Source organism: Desulfobacterales bacterium (assembly GCA_034520365.1).
GTDB lineage: Bacteria > Desulfobacterota > Desulfobacteria > Desulfobacterales > Desulfosalsimonadaceae > M55B175.
Genome location: JAXHNP010000002.1, coordinates 326236 through 348502, shown reverse-complemented (window position 1 = coordinate 348502; position 22267 = coordinate 326236). Strand labels below are relative to the sequence as shown.

The 22267-nt window shown below is 51.5% G+C and carries 24 protein-coding genes and 1 tRNA gene; 16 read left to right on the top strand and 9 right to left on the bottom strand.

From position 1 onward, the window contains the following. Nucleotides 1-263: 263 nt before the first annotated feature. Nucleotides 264-1799 carry a GNAT family N-acetyltransferase gene (locus U5L07_01845; protein MDZ7830474.1) on the top strand — a complete coding sequence of 512 codons (1536 nt, stop codon included), beginning with the start codon at nucleotides 264-266 and terminating at the stop codon, nucleotides 1797-1799. Here the strand turns inward: U5L07_01845 and U5L07_01840 are convergent. Genes U5L07_01840 through U5L07_01810 form a run of 7 tightly spaced genes read right to left on the bottom strand, consistent with a single transcriptional unit; the run spans nucleotide 1796 to nucleotide 10659 of the window. After that, complete coding sequence (locus U5L07_01840; GenBank protein ID MDZ7830473.1) at nucleotides 1796-3691, bottom strand: ABC-F family ATP-binding cassette domain-containing protein; 1896 nt, start codon at nucleotides 3689-3691, stop codon at nucleotides 1796-1798. The genes U5L07_01845 and U5L07_01840 overlap by 4 nt on opposite strands. A gap of 35 nt (nucleotides 3692-3726) precedes the next feature. Next, nucleotides 3727-5148 carry a sigma-54 dependent transcriptional regulator gene (locus U5L07_01835; protein MDZ7830472.1) on the bottom strand — a complete coding sequence of 474 codons (1422 nt, stop codon included), beginning with the start codon at nucleotides 5146-5148 and terminating at the stop codon, nucleotides 3727-3729. Beyond that, a complete protein-coding gene (locus tag U5L07_01830; protein ID MDZ7830471.1) occupies nucleotides 5138-6421 on the bottom strand; it encodes a dihydroorotase in 1284 nt (427 codons plus the stop codon). Before U5L07_01830 ends, U5L07_01835 begins: the two co-directional genes overlap by 11 nt. Further along, on the bottom strand, nucleotides 6405-7343 hold the full coding sequence (locus tag U5L07_01825) for an aspartate carbamoyltransferase catalytic subunit (protein ID MDZ7830470.1): 939 nt from the start codon (nucleotides 7341-7343) through the stop codon (nucleotides 6405-6407). The genes U5L07_01830 and U5L07_01825 overlap by 17 nt, the downstream gene beginning before the upstream one ends. 15 nt (nucleotides 7344-7358) lie before the next feature. Continuing rightward, nucleotides 7359-8039 (bottom strand): signal peptidase I, encoded by a 681-nt coding sequence (lepB, locus tag U5L07_01820; GenBank protein ID MDZ7830469.1) that lies wholly within the window; start codon nucleotides 8037-8039, stop codon nucleotides 7359-7361. A gap of 29 nt (nucleotides 8040-8068) precedes the next feature. Beyond that, entirely contained in the window at nucleotides 8069-9238 is a 1170-nt protein-coding gene (locus U5L07_01815) for a homocysteine biosynthesis protein (protein MDZ7830468.1), read from the bottom strand. 29 nt (nucleotides 9239-9267) lie between these two features. Continuing rightward, the gene (locus U5L07_01810; protein MDZ7830467.1) at nucleotides 9268-10659 is read right to left on the bottom strand and encodes a M23 family metallopeptidase; all 1392 of its coding nucleotides are present in this window, start codon (nucleotides 10657-10659) and stop codon (nucleotides 9268-9270) included. Nucleotides 10660-10815: 156 nt separating this feature from the next. On the opposite strand from U5L07_01810, the gene kdsA reads away from it, so the two are divergent. The 15 genes from kdsA to U5L07_01735 all read left to right on the top strand — a co-directional run bounded on the left by kdsA (nucleotide 10816) and on the right by U5L07_01735 (nucleotide 20758). Next, the gene (gene kdsA / locus U5L07_01805; GenBank protein MDZ7830466.1) at nucleotides 10816-11634 is read left to right on the top strand and encodes a 3-deoxy-8-phosphooctulonate synthase; all 819 of its coding nucleotides are present in this window, start codon (nucleotides 10816-10818) and stop codon (nucleotides 11632-11634) included. A gap of 28 nt (nucleotides 11635-11662) precedes the next feature. After that, nucleotides 11663-12178 (top strand): HAD-IIIA family hydrolase, encoded by a 516-nt coding sequence (locus U5L07_01800; GenBank protein MDZ7830465.1) that lies wholly within the window; start codon nucleotides 11663-11665, stop codon nucleotides 12176-12178. 4 nt (nucleotides 12179-12182) lie between these two features. After that, on the top strand, nucleotides 12183-12755 hold the full coding sequence (gene lptC / locus U5L07_01795) for an LPS export ABC transporter periplasmic protein LptC (GenBank protein ID MDZ7830464.1): 573 nt from the start codon (nucleotides 12183-12185) through the stop codon (nucleotides 12753-12755). Next, the gene (locus tag U5L07_01790; GenBank protein ID MDZ7830463.1) at nucleotides 12736-13320 is read left to right on the top strand and encodes an LptA/OstA family protein; all 585 of its coding nucleotides are present in this window, start codon (nucleotides 12736-12738) and stop codon (nucleotides 13318-13320) included. The genes lptC and U5L07_01790 overlap by 20 nt, the downstream gene beginning before the upstream one ends. A gap of 37 nt (nucleotides 13321-13357) precedes the next feature. After that, a complete protein-coding gene (gene lptB, locus U5L07_01785; GenBank protein MDZ7830462.1) occupies nucleotides 13358-14080 on the top strand; it encodes an LPS export ABC transporter ATP-binding protein in 723 nt (240 codons plus the stop codon). A 1-nt stretch (nucleotide 14081) separates the two neighbouring features. Then, nucleotides 14082-15503: an RNA polymerase factor sigma-54 gene (rpoN, locus tag U5L07_01780; protein MDZ7830461.1), complete on the top strand. Its 1422-nt coding sequence runs from the start codon at nucleotides 14082-14084 to the stop codon at nucleotides 15501-15503. A gap of 12 nt (nucleotides 15504-15515) precedes the next feature. Then, on the top strand, nucleotides 15516-16064 hold the full coding sequence (gene raiA / locus U5L07_01775) for a ribosome-associated translation inhibitor RaiA (GenBank protein MDZ7830460.1): 549 nt from the start codon (nucleotides 15516-15518) through the stop codon (nucleotides 16062-16064). Between the two features lie 32 nt (nucleotides 16065-16096). Further along, nucleotides 16097-16582 carry a PTS sugar transporter subunit IIA gene (locus U5L07_01770; GenBank protein MDZ7830459.1) on the top strand — a complete coding sequence of 162 codons (486 nt, stop codon included), beginning with the start codon at nucleotides 16097-16099 and terminating at the stop codon, nucleotides 16580-16582. A 98-nt stretch (nucleotides 16583-16680) separates the two neighbouring features. Continuing rightward, a complete protein-coding gene (gene rapZ / locus U5L07_01765) occupies nucleotides 16681-17550 on the top strand; it encodes an RNase adapter RapZ (protein MDZ7830458.1) in 870 nt (289 codons plus the stop codon). A 13-nt stretch (nucleotides 17551-17563) separates the two neighbouring features. Beyond that, entirely contained in the window at nucleotides 17564-17980 is a 417-nt protein-coding gene (locus tag U5L07_01760) for a PTS fructose transporter subunit IIA (protein MDZ7830457.1), read from the top strand. After that, nucleotides 17977-18453, top strand: a complete 477-nt coding sequence (gene rimI, locus U5L07_01755; GenBank protein MDZ7830456.1) for a ribosomal protein S18-alanine N-acetyltransferase — start codon at nucleotides 17977-17979, stop codon at nucleotides 18451-18453. Before U5L07_01760 ends, rimI begins: the two co-directional genes overlap by 4 nt. Continuing rightward, on the top strand, nucleotides 18431-19435 hold the full coding sequence (gap, locus tag U5L07_01750; GenBank protein MDZ7830455.1) for a type I glyceraldehyde-3-phosphate dehydrogenase: 1005 nt from the start codon (nucleotides 18431-18433) through the stop codon (nucleotides 19433-19435). Before rimI ends, gap begins: the two co-directional genes overlap by 23 nt. A 27-nt stretch (nucleotides 19436-19462) precedes the next feature. Then, complete coding sequence (gene tpiA / locus U5L07_01745) at nucleotides 19463-20221, top strand: triose-phosphate isomerase (protein ID MDZ7830454.1); 759 nt, start codon at nucleotides 19463-19465, stop codon at nucleotides 20219-20221. Nucleotides 20222-20251: 30 nt separating this feature from the next. Next, complete coding sequence (secG, locus tag U5L07_01740; protein MDZ7830453.1) at nucleotides 20252-20671, top strand: preprotein translocase subunit SecG; 420 nt, start codon at nucleotides 20252-20254, stop codon at nucleotides 20669-20671. Nucleotide 20672: 1 nt separating this feature from the next. Beyond that, nucleotides 20673-20758, top strand: a tRNA-Leu gene (locus tag U5L07_01735). 290 nt (nucleotides 20759-21048) lie between these two features. Here the strand turns inward: U5L07_01735 and grxC are convergent. Next, the gene (grxC, locus tag U5L07_01730; protein ID MDZ7830452.1) at nucleotides 21049-21309 is read right to left on the bottom strand and encodes a glutaredoxin 3; all 261 of its coding nucleotides are present in this window, start codon (nucleotides 21307-21309) and stop codon (nucleotides 21049-21051) included. A gap of 16 nt (nucleotides 21310-21325) precedes the next feature. Next, nucleotides 21326-22267 (bottom strand): glutamate-cysteine ligase family protein, encoded by a 942-nt coding sequence (locus U5L07_01725; GenBank protein MDZ7830451.1) that lies wholly within the window; start codon nucleotides 22265-22267, stop codon nucleotides 21326-21328.

Sequence of the window (22267 nt, the reverse complement as noted above, 5' to 3'; positions counted from 1 at the left end):
CGTTAAATGTCAATCGGGTTTCTGCTTGACCCACGGCTAATTTGTTCTAACCGCAAAGCCCATAACCACAGTCCTGTTAACGGACAGACAGTCGGCACGGTGGCCGACTCTACGACGCATGTCGCCGTAGGGCAGGCCACCGTGCCTGCCTAAAAAAGACAGAACAAATTTACCTTACTGCTTGACCGCTGCCCGCTTTATCTTATAATAGAAACAGCCGGGCATTTATTATCTGATCCACTTTATTTTGGGAGTATGACTGCATGAGCGTTGATGAACAATATGAACATAAACTTGAACTCCGCAATCTCCGGCTTTCCGATTATCAGGACATAAAGGAAATCATGGAGCTGGTCTATCCGGCCATGGGCGGGGCATGGGATTTTGAGGAATTTGCCGCCCTGATTGAACGGTTTCCGGAAGGCCAGATATGTATTGAAGATAAAGGCAAAGTGGTGGCCGGCGCCCTGGCGTTGATGGTCAATCACGATGAGTATGAAACCCGTCATGCCTATGGTGACTTGGTCGGCGACGGCCGCATGCGCTCACATGATCCCAACGGGGATGCGCTTTACGGCATTGATGTGTTTGTACATCCGCAATATCGGGGGCTGCGCCTTGGCCGAAGGCTCTATGATGCCAGAAAAGAGCTCTGCGAAGAGATGAACCTGAAAGGCATCCTGTTCGGGGCGCGTATCCCCGGATACAAGGATTACTCACACGAACTGACCCCTGAGCAGTATATTCAGAAAGTCCGAAACAACGAAATCTATGATCCGGTCCTCTCGTTTCAGCTGGCCAATGACTTCCATATCAAAAAGGTCATGCGGGGATACATGCCGGAAGACCGGCAGTCGCATTCCTACGGCATCCTCATGGAATGGAACAATATTTATTATGAAAAGCGCCGCCCGCTTTTCGGCGGCCGAAAAGCCTATCCCCGGCTGGGGGTGGTGCAGTGGCAGATGCGGCCCTTTCAGGGGTTTGAGGATGTCATGCAGCAGGCGGAGTTTTTTATTGATGCGGTGGCCGGCTATAATTCGGATTTGATTCTCTTCCCGGAGCTTTTAAATGCCCCGCTCATGAGAAATTTCAACCAGGAAAACCCGGCTGAGGCCATGCGCTCCCTGGCCGAATATACCGAGCCCCTGCGGGATGAATTCATCAAAATGGCCCTTAGCTACAATATTAACATTGTGGCCGGCAGCATGCCGGAGTACCGGGACGGCAACCTCTATAATGTTTCCTATCTGTGCCGGCGCGACGGCACCTGGGACTGCCAGTACAAACTCCATATCACCCCGGATGAATCCCAGTACTGGGGGTTAAAAGGCGGGGATGAGCTCAAGATTTTTAATACCGATATCGGCAAAGTGGGCATCCTGATCTGCTATGATGCGGAGTTTCCTGAGCTGTCAAGGTATCTGGTGGAAAAAGGGATGAATATTCTCTTAATCCCCTACTGGACGGACACCAAAAACGCGTATCTGCGGGTCCGGCGCTGTGCCCAGGCAAGGGCCATTGAGAATGAATGCTATGCCGCGATTTCGGGCAGCGTCGGAAACCTCCCGAACGTCGAAAACATGGATATCCAGTATTCGCAGTCCGCGGTTTTTACCCCCTCGGATTTTGCCTTTCCCCATGACGCCATCTCCGCCGAGGCCACGCCGAACACGGAAATGACGCTTATGGTGGACCTGGATCTGGATCTGCTGAAGGAACTCAGAGAGCAGGGAAGCGTCCGTAATGTGCGCAGCCGGCGGCTGGACCTGTACCAGATCGTCTGGAAGAAAAACTAGAAAGGTTTTCTGCTTTCCAGTTCCGTCAGCCGGCCGTCGAACTCTGCCCGCTTCTGATCAGCCTCGGCAGTGACTGATTCCAGCGTTTCAAAATCCTCATCAATCCGGCGCTGGCATTTGTTAATCTCCCGGGACAGCTCAACAATTTTGGCGCTGTCCCCGTTGTTGCTCGCCGCCTGCATCTGTTCATTCAAGGCTTCAAGCCGGGCTTCTGCGTTTACAATCGCTTCCTCAAGCCCGGCAATCCGATCCTCCAGCGGTTTTAACGCGCTGCCCCGTTCGGCGATAATCGTTGAACGCAGCCGGCGGAAAGTTTTTTTATCCATCGATGGATCCACCGGCCCGGCTTTATCGCTTTCGTCAGATGATTCCGCCGGTTTTTGGTTTTCTCCACCCTCTGCGGCCTCAGTCTCCCAGCCCACGGTTTCCAGAAACCGCTGATACCCGCCTTCAAAAACAGAGATGCCATCTTCCTGGAATACGATCAGGCGCTCGGCCAGGGCATGCAAAAACATCTCGTTATGGGTGACCATCACCACCGCCCCGTCAAATGCGTCCACTGCGGCCAGGAGGGCGTCCGTGGATTCCAAATCAAAATGATTGGTGGGCTCGTCAAGGAGCAGAAAATTAACCGGCGTACCTAAGAGCTTGCCCAGCATCACCCGGCATTTTTCACCCCCTGAGAGCACGCTGATTTTTTTCAGCGCCGCATCGCCGGAAAACATCATGGCTCCGCAGATATTACGAACCGCCTGTCGGTCAAGTTCCGGATTGGTGCAGCCGATCTCTTCTTCGATGGTTCGCTCCGGTACCAGGGTGTTGATGTTGGTCTGCTCGAAAATACCGGCCGCTACGTTGGGCTGGCGGCTGATGGTTCCGCGAACCGGCTCCAGGTCTCCGGCCAGCAGACGCAGCAGGGTGGTTTTGCCCGCCCCGTTTTTGCCGATGATGCAGATCCGGTCACGGGGACCGATGGTAAGGCTGAAATCATCGATCAGCAGGGGATCTTCCCGGGAATAGGCAAATGCCAGATGCTTGGCCTCAAGGACATATTTTCCGTTAAACGGCTTTTGCAGGAATTTAAAGTCAAGGTTTTTAAAACCCTCCAGCTTCTCATGGGTTTTCAGCTTGTCCAGCTGCTTGATTCTCGACTGAACGAGGTTGGCAAGCCTGGCCTTGGCCCGGAAACGGCTGATAAAACGCTCCATCTCCTTTTGCCGGCGCTCATTTTTAAGCCGCGTTTTCTCATGAATTTCCTCTTCCTGGGCGATCCGGGCGTAATAGGCTTCGGTGTTGCCGCGCACTTTTTTGGTCTTCCGACGCTGAATGCCCAGCACATGGGTCACCACATCGTCCATAAAACTGCGGTCATGGGTGATCAGAAAGACCTCCCGCGGCCAGGATCTCAGAAACCCCTTTATCCAGCGGATCGAGGTTATATCCAGGTAATTGGTGGGTTCGTCAAGAAGCAGCATGTCCGGTTCTGACACCAGAACTTTGGCCAGATTGAGCCGTACCTGGTATCCGCCGGAGAATTCAAGGGGGGAGCGCTGCATGTCAAGGGCCGTAAACCCAAGCCCGAACAGAATTTTTTCAACTTTCCAGTGTTCTCCGGACGCATCCGGCGCAAGACCGCGCATACCCTCGGAAAGGACCGTGTGCGCCCTAAAGTCAATATTCTGGGTCACATAGCCTATCCGATAGTTTTTGGGCACACCGATCCGGCCGGCATCCGGGGATTCAACGCCCATGATAATCCGAAACAGCGTGGTTTTGCCATGGCCGTTCCGGCCCACCAGACCGACGCGTTCGCCCGGATTTACCTTAAAGGCCACATCGTCGAAAAGCAGCAGATCCCCGTAACTTTTTGTCAGACCCTCTACACTGATCATAAGTTATTTGCTAAGGACACGAGATAATCGGCGGATCAGTCGATATTTAGCTTGCTGCAGCGATACCGAAAGGAGCGGAAGCTGATTCCCAGAAGCTCGGCAGCCTTGCTCTTGTTGTTGTTTGCACATTCAAGCGCCTTTTCCAGATAGGCTTTTTCAATTTCCTCCAGGATGCTGTCGAGCGAAACCCCTTTGGCCACCTCATCCAGATCAAACCGCCGATTCTCAATGCCTTCTATCCATCGGCGTTTATGGATGGACAGAGTCAGGCTGTCCGGCAGAATAATATTGGTGGTGGAAAGCGCCACACTTCTTTCAATCAGGTTTTCAAGCTCACGGATATTTCCCGGGAAATCATATTTTTTTAATAGATCCACGGCATAAGAGGAAATTTTGGTAATCTCTTTTCCGGATTCACGGGAATACTTATCCAGAAAATGCTGGGCCAGCGCCCGCAAATCCCCTTTCCGCTCCCGAAGGGGCGGCACCTTGATCTCGACCACATTGATCCGGTAGAACAAGTCCTCCCGGAAACGGCCGGCAATCAACTCTTCCTCAAGGTTTTTATTGGTGGCCGCAAGAATCCGGATATCCACGTTGATATCCTCATTGCCGCCCACCGGTTTGAATCCCCGCTCCTGCAGCACCCGCAAAAGCTTTACCTGCATCTGAAGACTCAGTTCACCGATTTCATCCAAAAAAAGGGTGCCCTTGTCAGCGGCCTCAAAAAGCCCCTTTTTGTCTTGATTGGCCCCTGTAAAGGCCCCTTTCTTGTATCCGAAAAACTCGCTTTCCACCAGGGTTTCCGGAATGCTCCCGCAGTTTATCACCATAAAGGGCTTATCCCGGCGCGGACTCTGATTGTGAATGGCCCCGGCGATCAGCTCCTTGCCGGTGCCGCTCTCCCCGGTGATCAGTACATTGGTGCGGGTGGGGGCAACCTGATCGATCATCTCATAAATGTGTATCATCCGGGGGCTGTTGCCGATGAGCAGATCAAAATGCAGAGATTCCTGAAGTTCGGAGTCAATATGCTTTTTTTCATCCTTCAGGGTCTTTCTTTGCAGGGCATTGGCAATGGTGTCTTTTAACTCATCATTGTCAAAGGGCTTGGGAAGATAGTCGTATGCCCCCTCGTTCATGGCTTCAACCGCATTTTCGGCGGTTGCATAGGCGGAAATCATGATAACGATGGTGGCCGGGTGAATGGCCTTGGCCTTTCTCAGCACATCCAGGCCGCTGATGTCACCCAATCGGATATCCAGCAGAATCAGATCGAAAAACTGTTTTTCCAGCATCTGATTGGCCTGGTGCCCGCTTTCAGCGCCGGTCACGGCATAGCCCTCGCGGTTTAGCATCAGCTCAAGGAACTCCCGCATGCTGAGCTCATCGTCAACCACCAGAATGTTAAAGGCTTGCTCGGTCATTAAAAGTTTTTGGGTATTTTTAGATTTCATGCACGATCCGGCCGCTGACCAGAGTGCATTTGGCCCGGCCCTGAAATTCCCAGCCGTCAAAGGGGGTGTTTCGGCTTTTGGAAAATCCGTTGGCTGCACGGTATTGATAGTTTACGGACAAATCAATCACTGTCAGGTCCGCCTTGCCGCCGACCCGCAGTCCGCTGCCCAATCCGAGAATCCGGGCGGGATTTAAAGCCATTATTTCGATTAACCGGGAGATGGTGAGAACGCCTGCATCCACCAGCCGAAGCCCCAGGGAAAGCGAAGTCTCCAGACCGATCACGCCATTGGCGGCCTCGTCAAACGGCACCTGCTTTTCAAGATCCGAATGCGGGGCATGATCGGTTGCAATAACGTCAAGGGTGCCGTCTGTTAAAGCTTCGCAAACCGCCTCCCGATCTTCCGGCGACCGCAGCGGCGGATTCATCTTGGCATGCGTGTCATATTCGGCCACCGCCTGATCCGTCAGGGTAAAATAATGGGGGGCGGTTTCCGCGGTGACCGGTATTCCCTCGGCTTTGGCCGCGCGGATCGCCCGGACGGATTCCCGGGTGCTTACATGGGCAATATGGACAGGTGTATTGGTGAGTTCAGCAAGCGCGATTTCGCGCATCACCATAATACTTTCCGCTGCATTCGGAATACCTGAAAGGCCCAGCCGGGTGGCGGTCGGCCCCTCGTTCATCACCCCGTTTGCAAGGGCGAGCTCTTCGCTGTGGGATATCATCCGGAGGCCAATGCTTTTTGAATATTCTAAAGCCCGCCGCATCAGCTGGGAATTTTTTACGGGTTTTCCGTCATCCGTAATCCCCATTGCCCCGGCCTCTTTCAACTCCCCGTATTCCGAGAGGGAATCCCCGGCCAGCCCCCGGCTTACGGCGGCTATCGGAAATACCCGGACCGAGGCCAATGCTTTTGCCTGGCCGATTATATAGCGTGTTACCTCTTTGCTATCATTTACCGGAAGGGTGTTGGGCATACAGCATATGCCGGTAAAGCCGCCGGCCGCAGCCGCCTGTATGCCGGTTTTAATGGTTTCCTTGTATTCCTCGCCCGGCTCGCGCAGATGCACATGCATATCGATCAAGCCCGGCGAAACGATGCAGCCGTCTGCAGAGATAATTCGATCCGCGCTATCCGCCTCAAATGGAGGGGTGGCGTCCGCATTTTCGACAATGCCGGCGATCACATCATCTTGGATATAGACGTCCATTAAACCGTCCAGTTCTCCGGGATTAAGCACGCGCCCGCCTTTAATGATGATCCGCATTGCGAACACCTCCTGCCAATAGGTAGAGCAGCGCCATCCGAAGCGCCACCCCGTTGGCCACCTGATCAAGAATCACCGAATAAGGGCCGTCGGCAACATCCGGGGAAATTTCAACCCCCCGGTTCATCGGGCCGGGATGCATGATCAGAGCGTCTTTTTTTGCTGTTTTCAGCCGGTGCCGGTTAAGGCCGTATCGCGCGGCGTATTCCCGTTCGGACGGAAACAAAAAACTTCTCTGCCGCTCCTTCTGGACCCTTAGCATCATGACCACATCCACATCCGCAATCGCCTCCGCCATATCATAGGTCACATGCGCGCCCAGCTTATCCGCGCCTTGCGGGATCATGGTCGGCGGTCCGGCCAGCCGAACCTCGGCGCCCATTTTGGTAAACCCTGCCACATTGGATCGGGCCACCCGGCTATGGGCAATATCCCCGATGATAGCGATCCGAAGCCCGGCCAAATCACCTTTTGCCTCCCGGACCGTCATCATGTCGAGCAGGGCCTGGGTCGGATGGGCATGCATGCCGTCGCCGGCATTAATAACCCCGGCGTTAAGCGCTTTGGCCAGCAAATAGGGGGCGCCTGCCGAACTGTGGCGCATGACGATAATATCCGGGGCCATGGCCTCAAGGTTTTTAGCCGTATCAATCAGGGTTTCTCCCTTGACCATGCTGCTGGTGTTGGCGGTAATGGCGATCGAATCCGCTGAGAGCCGCTTGGCAGCGATATCAAAAGACATACGGGTGCGGGTGCTGGGTTCGTGAAAAAAAAGGATAACGGTCTTGCCCCGCAGCGTGGGGACTTTTTTAATCGGCCGGCTGGAGATCTCCTTCAATCCGTCCGCCGTATCGAGTATGGTCTGGATTTCATCAACAGAAAGGGAGTCAATGTCTAACAAATCTTTTTTTAAAAGCCCCATGGCCGAATATCTCCCTTATTCAAGGATCGTTCCGATTCTCCCCCACCTGACACCAAAATCCTGGCTGTCCCAGGACCAGTAAATGATGAATGCCTCGCCTTTGATGGCAGACTTCTTTACGAATCCCCAGAAACGGCTGTCATAACTGTTGTCCCGGTTATCACCCATCACAAAATAGGCATTCTCGGGCACGGTTACCGGCCCGAAATTATCCCGATGATTCACGCGGGCTGGGATCACGTTTGAGTCGGTGTGCATGCCGTAGTCATGCGAAAAGGGTTGGCCGTTGACAAACACCTGTTTGTCCTTGATTTGGACCGTATCCCCGGGGATGCCGATCACACGTTTGATAAAATCCTTATCCGGCGCCTCCGGGTATTTAAATACGATGATATCCCCCCTTTCGGGCGAGGTCACAGGAATGATCGTGGTGCGGACGTAGGGGAGCTTAACCCCATAGATGAATTTGTTCACCAGAATGTGATCCCCGATTTGCAGCGTGGGCTGCATCGAGCCGGAGGGGATTTTAAACGCCTGTACCACAAAAGTCCGGATAAACAGGGCAAGGATGACCGCAATGATAACAGCCTCAATATTTTCCCGGAGCTTGCCCTTTTTTCGGTGCTGTTTTTGGGTATCCGCTTTGCCCGTCTTGTCTGTTTTCAATTTTAATTCGGTCTTTTCATCCACCGGCATTTAACCTGTCAAGTTAGAAGTGTCCCGGCTCAACAGACCGGAAGTGTAAACTGGGGCTCGCCGATAAAAAACTGCCCCTTTTCAATCCATTTTTTAAGCTGCCGGGCGATTTCCCGCGCTTTAACCACGCTGGATATAGGAACCGTGGGGATTTCTTTGTCATCTATCCGGATAACACCGCTTTTTAATTCCGCATAACTGACATACCCGTAATTTCTGTCCACGCCGTTAGGGTAGTCATTGCCGTAGTCGACCACCTGGGTATGGATATCTGCATCCGAAACTGCCGTATACCGGGCCATCTCCTCATTAAGGATGGGGATCGGAACACCCAGGCCGACAGCCAAAGATACCCCGTATCCCTGCATACTGACCCCGACAATCCAATCCGGCGACATCTGTTTGAGATCGCCCATCACCCAAAGGGTTCCGGCCGGGCTCATCGGAATTCCGCCTTTTGAGCGCTGTGCAGAGGGTTTATGCTGGGTGCCTTGCCAGGTGACGTAGCCCACGCCGCCGCCTAAAAAAATCCGGGTGCCCAGGCCGATGGTTTTGTAATAGGGATCATTGAATAAAGGGCTTAGCTGACCGGCGGTCGAATAGTTGGCATTGCCCGCCTTTGGTTTTAATGTGCCGAGATACGTATAAATGGTTTTATTGGTCAGGTTAATGGCGCAATTGTAATTCTGATATCCGTTTCTGGGGTTGCACAGGATGGCCTGGGGCAGATCATCCAGCGTGATTTCGCGCTCCACTTCCCGGTTGGGATAACATGAAGTGCCATATCCCGTGGCCCGCATATGGATGGTTCGGCCGGCAATCAAATCCTGAATCACATGGCCGCCGCCGTAATTGAACTCTCCGGGCCAGACTTTGTTCAAAGGATCCTCTTCACAGGGCTCGGTTGCCCCCAAAAAGCAATCGACTGCGGCCAGTCCGCCGTATGCCGGTACATTGTTAAACCAGACCTTCGAGGCCTTGATCGTGGGCGAACTCTGCTTGAAATTAATAAATGCGCCGGATGAGCACATCGGGGAAAAAGTCCCGGTGGTCACCACATCCACAGTCCGGGCAGCCTCCACCGCCCCTTTCTCATTGACGATATCGATAATTTCTTCGGCCGTGGCCACCACCACTTCCCCGGATCGGATTTTTTCGTTGATTTCGGCATAGGTTTTATTGACGCGATACCCCGCCATTGGCTGGTGCCTTTCCCGTATTTATAAAATTAGTTGACCATTGATTCGATATTATCGAGCTTGGATGTAATATTGTGCGCAATCCAGGTCCCATCCCACCATTCCACCGGATTCACATATACATGATTGATAAACATGCCATAATGCAAATGATCCCCGCCGGCCAGACCCGAGGTGCCGGTGTTGCCGATTATTTCGCCTTTGGCGACGTGCTCTCCCTGATTTAAATTGATCCGGCTTAAGTGCGAATATACGCTGAACAGCCCGAATCCATGATCAATCACCACGGTATTTCCGTATATGCCGATCTCACCGGCAAAAACCACTTTTCCGGCATTGGCCGCAGGAACTTCTGCATGACGGATGGAGGCCAGATCAATGCCCATGTGAACGGCCCTGTCGATATTTTCTCCATTATAGGTATAGACCCGATGATCCGCAAAGTTGGCGCGCCTGGCAGAATTCGGCAGCCGACCAAACGCCCCCTGCCAAAGAAAGCCGCGCTCAGAGCGCCCGCCGGCGTCAAGAAGCGTCTGGTTATTCTTCTTCCGAAGTTTCTGGTTGACGTAGAGAAACCTGTCAATCAGGGAGGCGTCTTCGGAGAGTGCTATTTGATCCTGAAATTCCGGCATTTTCCATTCTAAAAACCGGTCTGATATCGGAAGAATATCGGTTTTAAACTGCTGTTTCCGGATATAGTGATAAAATCCGCTCCTTGCGGTATTGCCCGCCGCATCCTCGGCCTTGACATACAGGTCTGTGTCCACACTATGATCATAGGGCATCGCGAACAGGGCGACATAAATCGCCTCATCCGCAAAATAGCCGCTATAGCCGGGAAAAAATTCTTCTCCAACATATACCCCGCTTTTCTCACAGGTTTCGGACAGTCGATAGGCGACCAGGCCGGCGCCGCCCTGGGCCACATTATGCTGGTTTGTAAGCACTGTCAGCCGGGGCGGCCGGGTGTCAAACGCCAGTTCTTTTTCCAGATAGGCGACGTTTCCCTTCCACCAGTTACGCCAGGAATGGTCCCAGGCGGCAATCCGAAGAACCGCCGGGCCGTCCGATAGCCCCAGTTCCTTGGTATTAATGGTGATATTGAAATCTACGGTACGGCCTGCACCAGGGGATGCTTTCTTACCGGCATCGATCGATTTTTCAAGCAGCACGGTTTCATCGCCGTCTTTGATTAACCCCACCCACAGCTTTCCAACCCCGCTGAAACGGTCTTTGATCGTGCATGAGATCTCTGTCTCCGCGCCGATCACATCTTTCTCAAGATCCAGCTCGATCTCCGGGGCGCTGCCCTCGTACTTGGTCCACAAAAACCATCCGCCCGGCAAAATGATGGCGGCACCGAGTATAATAACGAGAAAAAGCTTGAGCCGCTTCCCCTTTTCTTTGCGTTTAAACCGCATTGCCGTTTTCTCCCTGCTTTTGGCGCTAAAAAAATTGTTTTTATTTAACAGCTATGTGAATGCTAAGCAAGATCTTATTTTCGCATCTTGACTTTTCGCAACCCCCGGGATAACAGAGGCTTGTTAACAATCAGAATTCTTGCCAAAGGAGCATATATGACACAACCGGTCAAAATCGGCGGCTTCTCCATCGGCAGCGGCCTCCCCTTTGCTTTGATTGCCGGGCCCTGCGTGATTGAGAATCATGAAACGCCATATGAAATCGCTGCCCGGCTTAAACAATTGACCGAGCGGCTGGATATTCCCTATATCTTCAAGGCCTCCTATGATAAAGCCAACCGCACCTCTATTCATTCATTCCGGGGGCCCGGGATAACCGAAGGGCTTGAAGTGCTTTCGCGGATCAGACAGGAACTCGGGGTGCCGGTGCTCTCTGATATTCACCAGCTTACCGATGTCGCGCCCGCCGGCCGGGTCCTTGATGTTATACAGATCCCGGCTTTCCTGTGCCGCCAGACGGATCTGTTGGTTGAGGCGGCCAAGACCGGCAAGCCGTTAAACATCAAAAAAGGCCAGTTCCTCTCGCCCTGGGATATGACCAATGTGGTGGAAAAAATCCGGCATGCGGGCAACAATCAAATCCTGATCACGGAAAGGGGCGCTATGTTCGGATATAACAACCTGGTCTCGGATTTCCGAAGCATCCCGATTATGCAGAAAACCGGATGCCCCGTGGTTTTTGATGCCACGCACAGTGTCCAGCTGCCCGGCGGGGCGGGGACGGCTTCCGGCGGCCAGCGCGAGTTTGCCCCTTTGCTTGCCAAGGCGGCGATTGCTGTCGGGGCGGACGCCCTTTTCATTGAAGTCCATCCCGATCCCGATCAGGCGCTCTCAGACGGGCCCAATGCGATAAAGCTCGATGATGTTGAAAAGCTGCTAATCCGGCTCAAGAATATTCAGCAGGCGGTTAATTAGCCCTGCTCTCCTTTATGGATCAAATCCCATGACTGACAAACGATTTAAGCCAATCCAACTGCTTTTGACAGATGTTGACGGCGTGTTAACTGACGGTGCCATCGCCTATACTGAGGATCAGACCGAGACCAAGGTATTTAATGTCAGGGACGGCCTGGGCATTAAAATGCTTCACCAATCCGGCATCCGCACCGGGATTGTGACCGGGCGGTCATCGGCGGCGCTTTTGCGCCGCTGCCGTGAACTGGGCATTCAAATGGTCTATGATAATGTTAAGGACAAGGGCGCGGTTTTCGACCGGATTTCACAACATACCGGACTGCCGGCTTCGGCCATCGCCTTTATGGGCGATGATCTGCCGGATCTGCCCATGTTTAAAAAAGCCGGCTTGGCCATTGCTGTGGCAGATGCCCATTCAATGGTTTGTGAACAGGCGGATATCATCACCGAAAAATGCGGGGGGCGGGGCGCAGTGCGCGAAGTCTGTGAAATGCTCCTTAAATCCAAGGGCCTTTGGGACCCCCTGATCAAACAGTGGACATAAACAGTTGCACCGGAAAACCAGGCTTAAAATATTTTTCATCGGCGCCGGCCTTCTTTTAATAACTATATTGCTCATATCTTTCTTTTCTTCCCCGAAAAACAATGGTGAACCGGCACCGCCGGATAAACCGGCGCAGAAAAAAGCCGAGCTCTCGATTAATAATTTTCATCACACTGCCACCCAGGGGGGCAAAACCCAATGGCAGCTTAAGGCCCGATCTGCCGAATTCCTCTCGAATAAAAATCATGTCCGGCTAACGGAGGTCAGTGTTGTTTTTTTTCTGGATTCATCGGCATCAGAGGCTTCCCTGACCGCGGACAAGGGGCTTTTGGACTTAAAAACCAATAATATGCGGGTTTCCGGTCATGTCACTGTTGAAAATCGCCGTTATCTGCTGACAACCGAGATCTTGAAATACAATCATGACTCGCATATAATATCAACCCAGAGCGGCGTCAATATTGCCGGCCCGGCCATTGAGCTGACAGCCGACACCCTGACAGTGGATTTGGCAGCCGGCAAATTTGAATGCCAGGGGCATGTGAAAGGAAGCATTAATGCGGCTGAAAATTTTTAATCCGATTGTTTTCAAAATTTTTATATGTCTGCTGACCGGCTGGCTGATTTCGGCCGCCTGGCTTTCGGTCGCCTATGCTGAGACACAATCGGCCGATGAAACCGCCCCGGCCAATAATAAACTGCATATCCGGGCGGACAAGCTTGTATCCCTGCGGGAGTCGAATTATATTCAATTTACAGGCAATGTTGAAGTCGATATGTCCGATGCGACCATCAAGTCAAATAAGCTGAGGATTTTTTATGAAAAAGGGGATGCTGACGAATCCGCCATGGCCGCTGAAAATATTGAAAAGGTGGTGGCGATAGAAAATGTCCGCATAAACATGGAAAACCGGACCGCGCATTGCGACAAGGCCGTCTATCATCCGGAAAAACAAGTGTTGGTGTTGACCGGTAAAACAGTTGAAATTAAGAGTGAAAACAACGTGGTGTCCGGCAGCAAAATCACCTTTAACCAAAAAACCGGTGAAATAATCGTTGACGGCGCCCCGGAGCAGCGCGTAAATGCGATAATTCGCCAAATTGAAAAGCGCCGGCAGACAAAACCGGAGGCAAACAACTGAAACCGAAAAGCAGATATTAAATACCGGCACCCCTTTTATGACGGTTCTATCTCTGAGACATCTGGTAAAAATTTATAATGGCAAACGGGTCGTGGACGCCGTTGACCTGGATATCCATAGCGGCAGGGCGGTTGGACTGCTCGGGCCTAACGGGGCGGGTAAAACCACGACGTTTTATATGACCGTGGGGCTGATCCGGCCGGATCGCGGCGAGGTTTTTTTGGACGAAGAAAATATTACCGGCTATCCCATGCATCAGCGGGCGCGAAAGGGGATCGGGTATCTGCCCCAGGAAGCCTCTGTATTCGGCAAGCTAACGGTTTATCAAAATATCATGGCGATTCTGGAGACCCTAACCTCAAATAAAAACGAACAGCGGCAAAAAGCCGAGGCGCTTTTGGAAGAGCTTGGCATTCACCGGCTGATGCATCAAAAAGCCGGCGTGCTGTCCGGGGGTGAGCGCCGCCGCCTTGAGATTTCGCGCGCCCTGGCCACAGATCCGAGCTTCATTCTGCTGGATGAGCCGTTTGCCGGCATTGATCCGCTCGCGGTCATCGATATCCAGAATATCATTCATCACCTTTCGGAGCGCGGCATCGGTGTTCTGATATCAGATCACAATGTCCGGGAAACCCTGGGCGTATGCGATCAGGCCTACATTCTGAGCGAGGGCCGGATTATTGAATCCGGCGCCCCGGAGGTGATCGCCAACAGTCCGACCGCAAGACAAATTTATCTGGGAGAGCAGTTTAGACTTTAATATGGCGCTTGAACTTCAACAAAACCTCCGTCTGCAGCAGCAGCTGGTCATGACGCCCCAGCTGCAGATGGCCATTAAGCTGCTTCAACTCTCGCGCATGGAGTTGGTTGAAACGATCCAGCAGGAGCTGGAAACCAACCCCACGCTGGAAGAAGAGCAGGAGATGGATGCCGAACAAGCGGCGGAGGCGCCAGCAGCAGAAGATGAGTCCCCCCAGGAGGTCTCGATTGAAGAAAAATTTGAAGACTTTGCCGACTGGCAGAACTACATGGATGAATTCAGCTCCACCGGCAAGGTTCATTTTGAATCCGAAAAAAAAGAAGCCCCGGATTATGAGGCGTTTACCGCAAGCAAGACCTCGCTCGCCGATCATCTGAGATGGCAGCTGTTGATGACCAAACCCACGGGAGAAGAGGAAACCATCGGGAGCTATATCATCGGCAGCATCAATGAGGACGGGTATCTGGATTTAAGTGTGGCGGAACTCGCCCAAATGGCCGATATGTCGGCGAGTAAGGTCAAACCGGTGCTTGAATTGATGCAGACATTTGATCCGCCGGGTATCTGCGCGCGTGATCTGAAGGAGTGTCTGCTGATTCAGGCCGCCCATCTCGGCATTGATGACCCGCTGGTGGTCCGGATCATCTCGGATCATATCAAAGATCTTGAAAATAAACGGTATAAAATTATTGCAAAAGCATTGAATACCCATTTAGATGATGTTATTGCCGCGGTTAATTTGATCAAGCGCCTGAATCCCAAACCCGGCGACCCGTTTGCCGAGAATGAGCAAATATATATTGTACCGGATGTGTATGTCTATAAGTATGAAGATGATTTCGTTATCATGCTAAATGAGGACGACATGCCCCGGGTGCAGATCAATTCCTATTATAAAAAGGCGGCCAAGAAAGGGGAACAGATTTCGGATGAAGCCAAAAATTACCTCAAAGACCGGCTTCGGTCAGCGGAATGGTTGATCAAAAGCATCCAGCACCGGAGAAAAACCATATATAATGTCATGCAGAGCATTGTTAAATTCCAGCGGAATTTTTTTGAATACGGCATCTCTCATCTAAAACCCCTGGTGCTCCGGGATGTGGCCGATGACATTGAAATGCACGAGTCCACCATCAGCCGGGTGACCAACAACAAATATGCGTATACGCCGCAAGGCATTTTTGAACTGAAGTTTTTCTTCAACAGTTCGATCCATCGCTCCCATGGGGAAAGCATTGCGTCTGCCAGCGTGCAGGCGGAGATCCGTAAAATGATTGAGTCGGAAAACCCGAAAAAACCGTTCAGTGACAAAAAAATCACTGAAATGCTTAAAGCGCAGGATATCGACATTGCCCGCCGGACGGTAGCGAAGTACCGCGAGAATTTAGGGATTCTCTCATCCAGCAAACGGAAACAATTCTAGGGAGGAATAAATATGCAAACATCCGTGACATTTAAAAACATTGAGCCTTCCGAAAACCTTAAATCCTATGTCACGAACAAGCTCCAGAAGTTCGATAAACTGTTGGACAACCCGGCGGAGGCCAATGTGGTGCTGTCTGTTGAAAAAATTCGGCATATCACGGAGATCAAGCTTATCGGCGACCGTTTGAATCTGAACTGCCGGGAAGAGTCAAACGACATGTACTCCTCCATTGACCTGGCGCTTGATAAACTGGAAAAACAACTCAAAAAAAATAAACAGAAAATCCGCAAGCACCGGCAGGGGCCGCGCGGCGAAATGAAGGAAATGGCCATGCAGCAAGCCCCCAACCCCGGCCCGGCGGCAGAAGCTGAAGAAGACGCGCCCCCCCGGATACGGGTTCAAAATATCGAGTACAAACCCATGGACATTGAAGAGGCCAGCATGCAGCTGGAACTGATCCCGGACAATTTTCTGGTTTTTACCAATGCCCGGACCAATCAGATCAATGTCATCTATCGGCGAAATGACGGGGATATCGGCCTCATCCAGCCGCTCTAATAATTTTTAACCCGCAAACGGTATCAACTGTTTTGCCCAGACACGAAATCTTCAGCCATATGAACATCCTGGATTTTTTATATAAAGAAACCATTAACACCGATCTTCAGGCCACGGATAAAAAGGGCGTGCTGGAAGAACTGACGCTGCCGGTATCCCGGATCACCCAGGTGGATCATAAAGAACTGGTCCGGGTACTTATTGAACGCGAACATCTGGGAAGCACCGGCATTGGCGGAGGGATCGGGATTCCCCACGGCAAGCTTAAAAACCTCTCTGAGCTTATCCTGGGCTTTGGCCTCAGCCGCAAGGGGGTTAACTTTGACGCCATTGACAAAAAACCGACGCACATCTTTTTTCTATTATTGACGCCGGATAATTCAGCCGGTATTCATTTACGACTTTTGGCCCAAATATCCAAACTCTTAAAAGACGAGGGGTTTAAAACCCGGCTGTTGGAAGCCGCTGAAACAGATGATGTAATCCGGACCATACAGGAAGTCGATGAGGAATTCTAGCGCGCACATCACCGGCCGTCCCCTGCAGGCCGAACCGTCAATCAAAAAATTCTGCAAAAGCCGCAAGCAATCAAATCATATGATCCCATGATGCTCCCATGAAAAAACTAAAAATTATTATCATCACCGGTCTGTCCGGTTCAGGGAAAAGCACGGCGATAGCGGCTTTAGAAGATGCCGGCTTTTACTGCGTGGATAATCTGCCGGCCGAGCTGCTGCCCAAATTTCTGGAGCTTCCGATTCAGCGGGATTCGGATATTCATGGATTTGCATTTGTCATGGACTTGCGCGAAAAACGGTTTTTGTCCACCTATGGGCCGGTGCTTGATGAACTCCGCCAGAAAAATTACAATTTTGAAATTCTGTTTCTGGAGGCCGAGGAAACGGCGCTGGTCAAACGCTACAGCGAAACCCGGCGCCACCATCCCCTGGCCCAGGACAAGCCCCTTTTGGAGGGTATCCGTGAGGAAAAAAAGCTGCTGGAGCCATTAAGAAACTCGGCCACGCGCGTTTTGGATACGACCAAATACAATATCCATGACCTGAAGTCGATTATCTTTGATATCGTCAAGAGCAGTCTGGATGCCATCCCGATGCGGATCCAGGTAATATCCTTCGGCTTTAAGCATGGCATTCCCCCGGATACGGATATCATTATGGATGTCCGGTTTATTGTAAATCCGTTTTTTGTCCCTCACCTGAAAACCAAAACCGGCCGGGACGAAACAGTTCAGCAGTTTGTGTTAAACAATCCGGTCGCCCGCGAATTTATCGACAGGTTCCAGAGCCTTTTAAATTTCCTTATTCCCTTGTATGAAAAGGAGGGGAAGGCCTATTTAACCATTGCCATCGGCTGCACGGGCGGCCAGCATCGATCCGTTGTGATTGCGGAGGCCATTTGCGAAAACATCAAACGGCCGGGCCGGCCGATCCATATCACCCATCGCGATATTAATGTGAACGCATGATGCAAGGAGAACTATGGTAGGCATTGTCATTGTCACGCACGGTCAATTCGGCGATATACTCATTGATACGGCGGAAACCATTTTTGATACCCGGCTGGAAGCTGTTGCAGCTGTTTCCATCGATCTCAGAGAGCATGTTGAAAAGCTTCGAAAAAAGATTAATAATGGAATTAGTGAAGTCAGCCAAAATGACGGCATCCTGATTATGACCGACATGTTCGGCGGCACGCCGTCTAACCTGAGCTATTCCTTCCTTGAAGAAGGAAAAATCGAGGTGATTTCCGGGGTCAATCTGCCCATGCTGATAAAGGCGGTAAATCTGAGAAAAAAGGAGACCGACCTCCATGCCATGGGAAAAACCATTGAAACCTATGGCAAAAAGAGCATTTCCCTGGCCAGTGAACTGGTTAAAGGCAATAAGCGCGAATGAAGCGGATACAACTGATGCCGATGGGCCTGCATGATTTGGCGGATGTGGCGGCCATTGAGAACCAGGCCTTTAAAAATCCATGGGGCATATTGGCCTTTGTTAACGAACTGGCCCAGGAATATGCCTATAACTATGTGTTAAAATCCGTGCAGGGGAAAATCATCGGTTATTTCTGTTTTCGCCTGATTGCCGGGGACCTGCATGTGCTGAAGGTGGCGGTGAGCGAAACCCACCGCCGCAAAGGCATTGCATCAGCATTTTTCGATCAGTGCCTGGACCAGATTCCTGAATCGATAGATAATGCTTTTCTGGAAGTAAGGCCGGCAAACCTTGCGGCCATCCGTTTGTATGAGAAAGCGGGATTTTCCGTAATCGGCAGGCGCCCCGCTTATTACACGGATTCCGGAGAGGATGCGATGATAATGGGCAAAATATTCAAAGGAGGTTCTTATGAGCGCAAAAATTGCAATTAACGGTATGGGCAGAATCGGTCGAATGATTTTCAGGGCCGCTTTGAATCGTTCGGATATTGATATCGTGGCAGTCAACGATTTGATGGATCCGGCCACCCTCGCCCATTTGCTGAAATTTGATTCAGTGCACCCAAACCTGGATGTTCCCATTGTGCCCAAAGACAATGCGATTGAAGTCAATGGCCGATCAATCGCCGTGCACGCCGAAAAAGACCCGGCGGCGCTTCCCTGGAAAGATTACGGGGTCCAGATCGTGGCAGAGTGTACCGGCCTTTTCCGGGATCGTGAGGGGGCGTCCAAACATTTGGCAGCAGGGGCGAAAAAAGTGATTATCTCCGCCCCGGCCAAGGAGCCGGACCTGACGGTTGTCATAGGGGTCAATGCGGAAACATATGATCCGGACAGCCATCATATTCTGTCCAACGCTTCCTGCACCACCAATTGCCTGGCACCGGTGGCCAAGGTTTTACATGATGAGTTCGGCATTACATCCGGCCTTATGACCACAATCCATTCCTATACCGGTGACCAGCGTCTGCTGGATGCCCCGCACAAGGATCTTCGCCGCGCGCGCTCAGCCGCCCTTTCCATGATACCCACCACCACCGGCGCTGCCAAAGTTGTCGGGGTGGTGATACCCGAGCTTCAGGGCAAATTAAACGGGCTTGCCATCCGCGTGCCCACGCCCAATGTGTCAATCGTCGATCTGGTCGCCAATCTGAATAAATCCGGCGTAAGCGTCGAGGAGGTTAAAAGCGCATTGAAATCCGCATCTGAAGGGGCGCTGGCCGGGATTCTCGGCTATAGCGAGGAGCCTCTGGTGTCCTGTGATTTTAACGGCTCCAAACTCTCCTCCATTGTCGACGCCGAGGTTACATATATGATGGACAACATGGTCAAAGTCCTTTCATGGTACGATAATGAAGCAGGCTATTCCGAGCGTATGGTGGATCTGGCCGAGCTGGTCGCAGCCAAATTGTAAATAAGTCTTCTTCCCAGGAGGTCGCCCATGGCATCACGTAAACCGCTTATCGCCGGCAACTGGAAAATGTTTAAAACTTGTCCGGAAGCTGCGGAAACCGCCAGTCAGTTGGTCGCTTTAGTTGAGAAAAATGAAACGGTTGACATGATGATCGCCCCGCCGTTTACCGCACTGACGACGGTTTCTGAAATTATCGCGGACTCCCCGATTGAACTTGGGGCGCAGAATCTTTTCTGGGAATCTGAAGGCGCGTATACCGGTGAAATATCCGCCCCGATGATTGCCTCCGCCGGCTGCCGGTACGTCATTATCGGGCATTCGGAAAGACGGCAGTTATTCGGTGAGACCGATGCCCTGATCAATAAAAAAATCCCGGCGGCCATGGATGCCGGCCTGATTCCGGTGATCTGCGTCGGGGAAACAGAATCTGAACGGGATGCGGGAAAAACATTTTCAGTACTTGACAAACAGATACAAAAAGGGTTAGAGAATATAAATTTCGATGCGGATAATCCCCCGGTGCTTGCATATGAACCGGTATGGGCGATCGGTACCGGCAAAACGGCCACTTCGGATCAGGCCCAGCAAGCCCATGCATATATCCGGGAACAAATCGCCAAAGCCTTTGACGGTCAACTGGCAGAAAGTATCCGCATCCTTTACGGCGGAAGCGTTAAACCCAATAATATTGCCGAACTCATGGCCTGCCCGGATATTGACGGGGCGCTTGTTGGGGGCGCAAGCCTTAAGCCTGAAACGTTTAGTGAAATTATTCATTACCAATAATCAAAAATTTAGGCAGTAGACACCTGACGCATGGCTATACTAATTATTATCTTACATCTGCTTGTCTGTTTTTCGCTGATTGCGATTGTGCTTTTGCAAACCGGCAAGGGCGCAGACATGGGCGCTGTATTCGGCGGGGCCGGCAACCAAACCCTTTTTGGAAATACCGGCGCAACGACTTTTCTGGGCAAAGCCACAACTGTGGCGGCGATAATTTTCATGCTGACATCCCTGAGCTTGGCCTATATATCCAAAAGCGGCGATGAATCCGTGGTCTCCAATGTCAAACCCGCTGCCCAGCAGACCCAAACCCAAACTCTGCCGGCAGATGCAGCTTCACCCGAACAGACATCTGAAAACGCCGATTCCCAATCAGCGGCAAATACCGGGGATGAAGGGGAAAACGCCCAGGAAACCGCCCCAGCCCAGCAGACACCGCAATCCCAATAGTGCCGAAGTGGTGGAATTGGTAGACACGCTATCTTGAGGGGGTAGTGGGTTACGCCCGTGCCGGTTCAAATCCGGCCTTCGGCACCACTTTTAAAATTAAGCCTTGCAATTTTGGCAAATTGCAAGGCTTGTTTATTCAGGGCTCATTTTTCTCATACAGGGGTTAAATATGGACTCCCGCAGTTTATCCGACAGACTTTACAAAATCTATAAAACTCTCCATTTCTACTGCATCAAACTGCCCTTAATTTTTATCATGATACCGATCGGGTTTATTTTTGAATATGTAATCACCTTCCCCTTTATTATCCTGACAGCCCTTGACCGCAATTCATCAAAAAGACGCCGGGGATCCCGTTAGCTCTACAGGATTGGGGTTAATTGTCACTCAGCAGCGGATCAAGCTTACCGGCCTTGTCCAATTCAGCAAGCTCGTCATAGCCGCCCACATGCTGGCCATTGATAAAAATCTGGGGCACGGTCCGTCTGCCGCCGGAGCGTTTAACCGCCTCGGCAATAACTTGGGGATTTGCATCCACTACCTTTTCATCATAGGCCACATTCTTGCCGTCAAGCAGTTTTTTGGCCTGTTTGCAGTATCCGCAAGTGCTTGATGTATAGATTTCGATTTCCGGCATAAACCAATCCCTCCTTTTAGATCTCTTCCATTATTTGAATAAATTTTTGCCATTTTTCCCTGAACCGGGATACCGGCATACTGTCAAGCGTCCGCAGTTCAAGGGTCGGCCCTTTCAGGTTAAATCGAATATCGGTAAACACGGTTGTCATATGATTTAGAAATGCCTCATAGGATTGATCGGCGGTTTTGGCAAACGGAACCTCCTCGCCAAGCACCTCTGCCCGCAGGGCAAAACCGATTAATCGATGGATCAATTGATCCGCTGTCTCCAGGTTGGCAAAGCAGCACGGTGGACGACCGCAGCGGGTGGCATCCGTATGATCCCATATGTGGCGTCTGTGCCATGACATCCGAAAATCCTTATCCACAGATAATTCGCAAAGCGCATTGAATAACGGCAGCAGATTGTCAAAATTGGATATCACCACATGCAGATGAATTGAGGCCGTCCCCTTCATCATTTCAAGCCCCCGGCTGCCTACCTGCGAAAGCCTTTCATGGAGCTGCCGGTATCGCTCTGAACTCAAGCATAAGGGGGCGCCAGTCCTTCCGGGCAAAAAATCGGTGCCAATATATTCAATGCCCAACTTTGATTTGATTTGCGCGTTGGTGGTCTGAATAAGCGAGATCAGCTTCGCAAACCTTTGATGGTCATCGCTTTTAAGCGGCGGACTGCAATACTCGATTTGCCCGCCGGGTTCAAAGTCAACACACATGCCGAGATCCGGGTGGATAAAATCCTTTTTTCTGGGCGAAAACCCCAGTTCAGTCAGGCAAGGCCCAACTGCAGCGACATCATCCATAGAAAGCGGGCGAACAGGCAAAAATTCATATTCAAATCCGTAGCTTCGCTGCCTCCCGCCGGTTAAGCCGGATAAAACAGACAGGTAATGCCGCTTAAACACCGTCAGTAATTGATTAAAATCAGGGTTGCCGCCTTGATTGTTCAGTGCCAT

What these genes read in the sequence shown, in the direction of transcription:
- secG (MDZ7830453.1), top strand. Translation starts at nt 20,252, where the DNA reads ATGGCTATACTAATTATTATCTTACATCTGCTTGTCTGTTTTTCGCTG.
- rapZ (MDZ7830458.1), top strand. Translation starts at nt 16,681, where the DNA reads ATGAAAAAACTAAAAATTATTATCATCACCGGTCTGTCCGGTTCAGGG.
- U5L07_01800 (MDZ7830465.1), top strand. Translation starts at nt 11,663, where the DNA reads ATGACTGACAAACGATTTAAGCCAATCCAACTGCTTTTGACAGATGTT.
- rpoN (MDZ7830461.1), top strand. Translation starts at nt 14,082, where the DNA reads ATGGCGCTTGAACTTCAACAAAACCTCCGTCTGCAGCAGCAGCTGGTC.
- U5L07_01830 (MDZ7830471.1), bottom strand. Translation starts at nt 6,421, where the DNA reads ATGCGGATCATCATTAAAGGCGGGCGCGTGCTTAATCCCGGAGAACTG.
- rimI (MDZ7830456.1), top strand. Translation starts at nt 17,977, where the DNA reads ATGAAGCGGATACAACTGATGCCGATGGGCCTGCATGATTTGGCGGAT.
- U5L07_01840 (MDZ7830473.1), bottom strand. Translation starts at nt 3,691, where the DNA reads ATGATCAGTGTAGAGGGTCTGACAAAAAGTTACGGGGATCTGCTGCTT.
- raiA (MDZ7830460.1), top strand. Translation starts at nt 15,516, where the DNA reads ATGCAAACATCCGTGACATTTAAAAACATTGAGCCTTCCGAAAACCTT.
- lptB (MDZ7830462.1), top strand. Translation starts at nt 13,358, where the DNA reads ATGACGGTTCTATCTCTGAGACATCTGGTAAAAATTTATAATGGCAAA.
- grxC (MDZ7830452.1), bottom strand. Translation starts at nt 21,309, where the DNA reads ATGCCGGAAATCGAAATCTATACATCAAGCACTTGCGGATACTGCAAA.
- U5L07_01845 (MDZ7830474.1), top strand. Translation starts at nt 264, where the DNA reads ATGAGCGTTGATGAACAATATGAACATAAACTTGAACTCCGCAATCTC.
- lepB (MDZ7830469.1), bottom strand. Translation starts at nt 8,039, where the DNA reads ATGCCGGTGGATGAAAAGACCGAATTAAAATTGAAAACAGACAAGACG.
- U5L07_01815 (MDZ7830468.1), bottom strand. Translation starts at nt 9,238, where the DNA reads ATGGCGGGGTATCGCGTCAATAAAACCTATGCCGAAATCAACGAAAAA.
- U5L07_01760 (MDZ7830457.1), top strand. Translation starts at nt 17,564, where the DNA reads ATGGTAGGCATTGTCATTGTCACGCACGGTCAATTCGGCGATATACTC.
- U5L07_01810 (MDZ7830467.1), bottom strand. Translation starts at nt 10,659, where the DNA reads ATGCGGTTTAAACGCAAAGAAAAGGGGAAGCGGCTCAAGCTTTTTCTC.
- tpiA (MDZ7830454.1), top strand. Translation starts at nt 19,463, where the DNA reads ATGGCATCACGTAAACCGCTTATCGCCGGCAACTGGAAAATGTTTAAA.
- U5L07_01790 (MDZ7830463.1), top strand. Translation starts at nt 12,736, where the DNA reads ATGCGGCTGAAAATTTTTAATCCGATTGTTTTCAAAATTTTTATATGT.
- gap (MDZ7830455.1), top strand. Translation starts at nt 18,431, where the DNA reads ATGAGCGCAAAAATTGCAATTAACGGTATGGGCAGAATCGGTCGAATG.
- kdsA (MDZ7830466.1), top strand. Translation starts at nt 10,816, where the DNA reads ATGACACAACCGGTCAAAATCGGCGGCTTCTCCATCGGCAGCGGCCTC.
- U5L07_01725 (MDZ7830451.1), bottom strand. Translation starts at nt 22,267, where the DNA reads ATGGCACTGAACAATCAAGGCGGCAACCCTGATTTTAATCAATTACTG.
- U5L07_01835 (MDZ7830472.1), bottom strand. Translation starts at nt 5,148, where the DNA reads ATGAAATCTAAAAATACCCAAAAACTTTTAATGACCGAGCAAGCCTTT.
- U5L07_01825 (MDZ7830470.1), bottom strand. Translation starts at nt 7,343, where the DNA reads ATGGGGCTTTTAAAAAAAGATTTGTTAGACATTGACTCCCTTTCTGTT.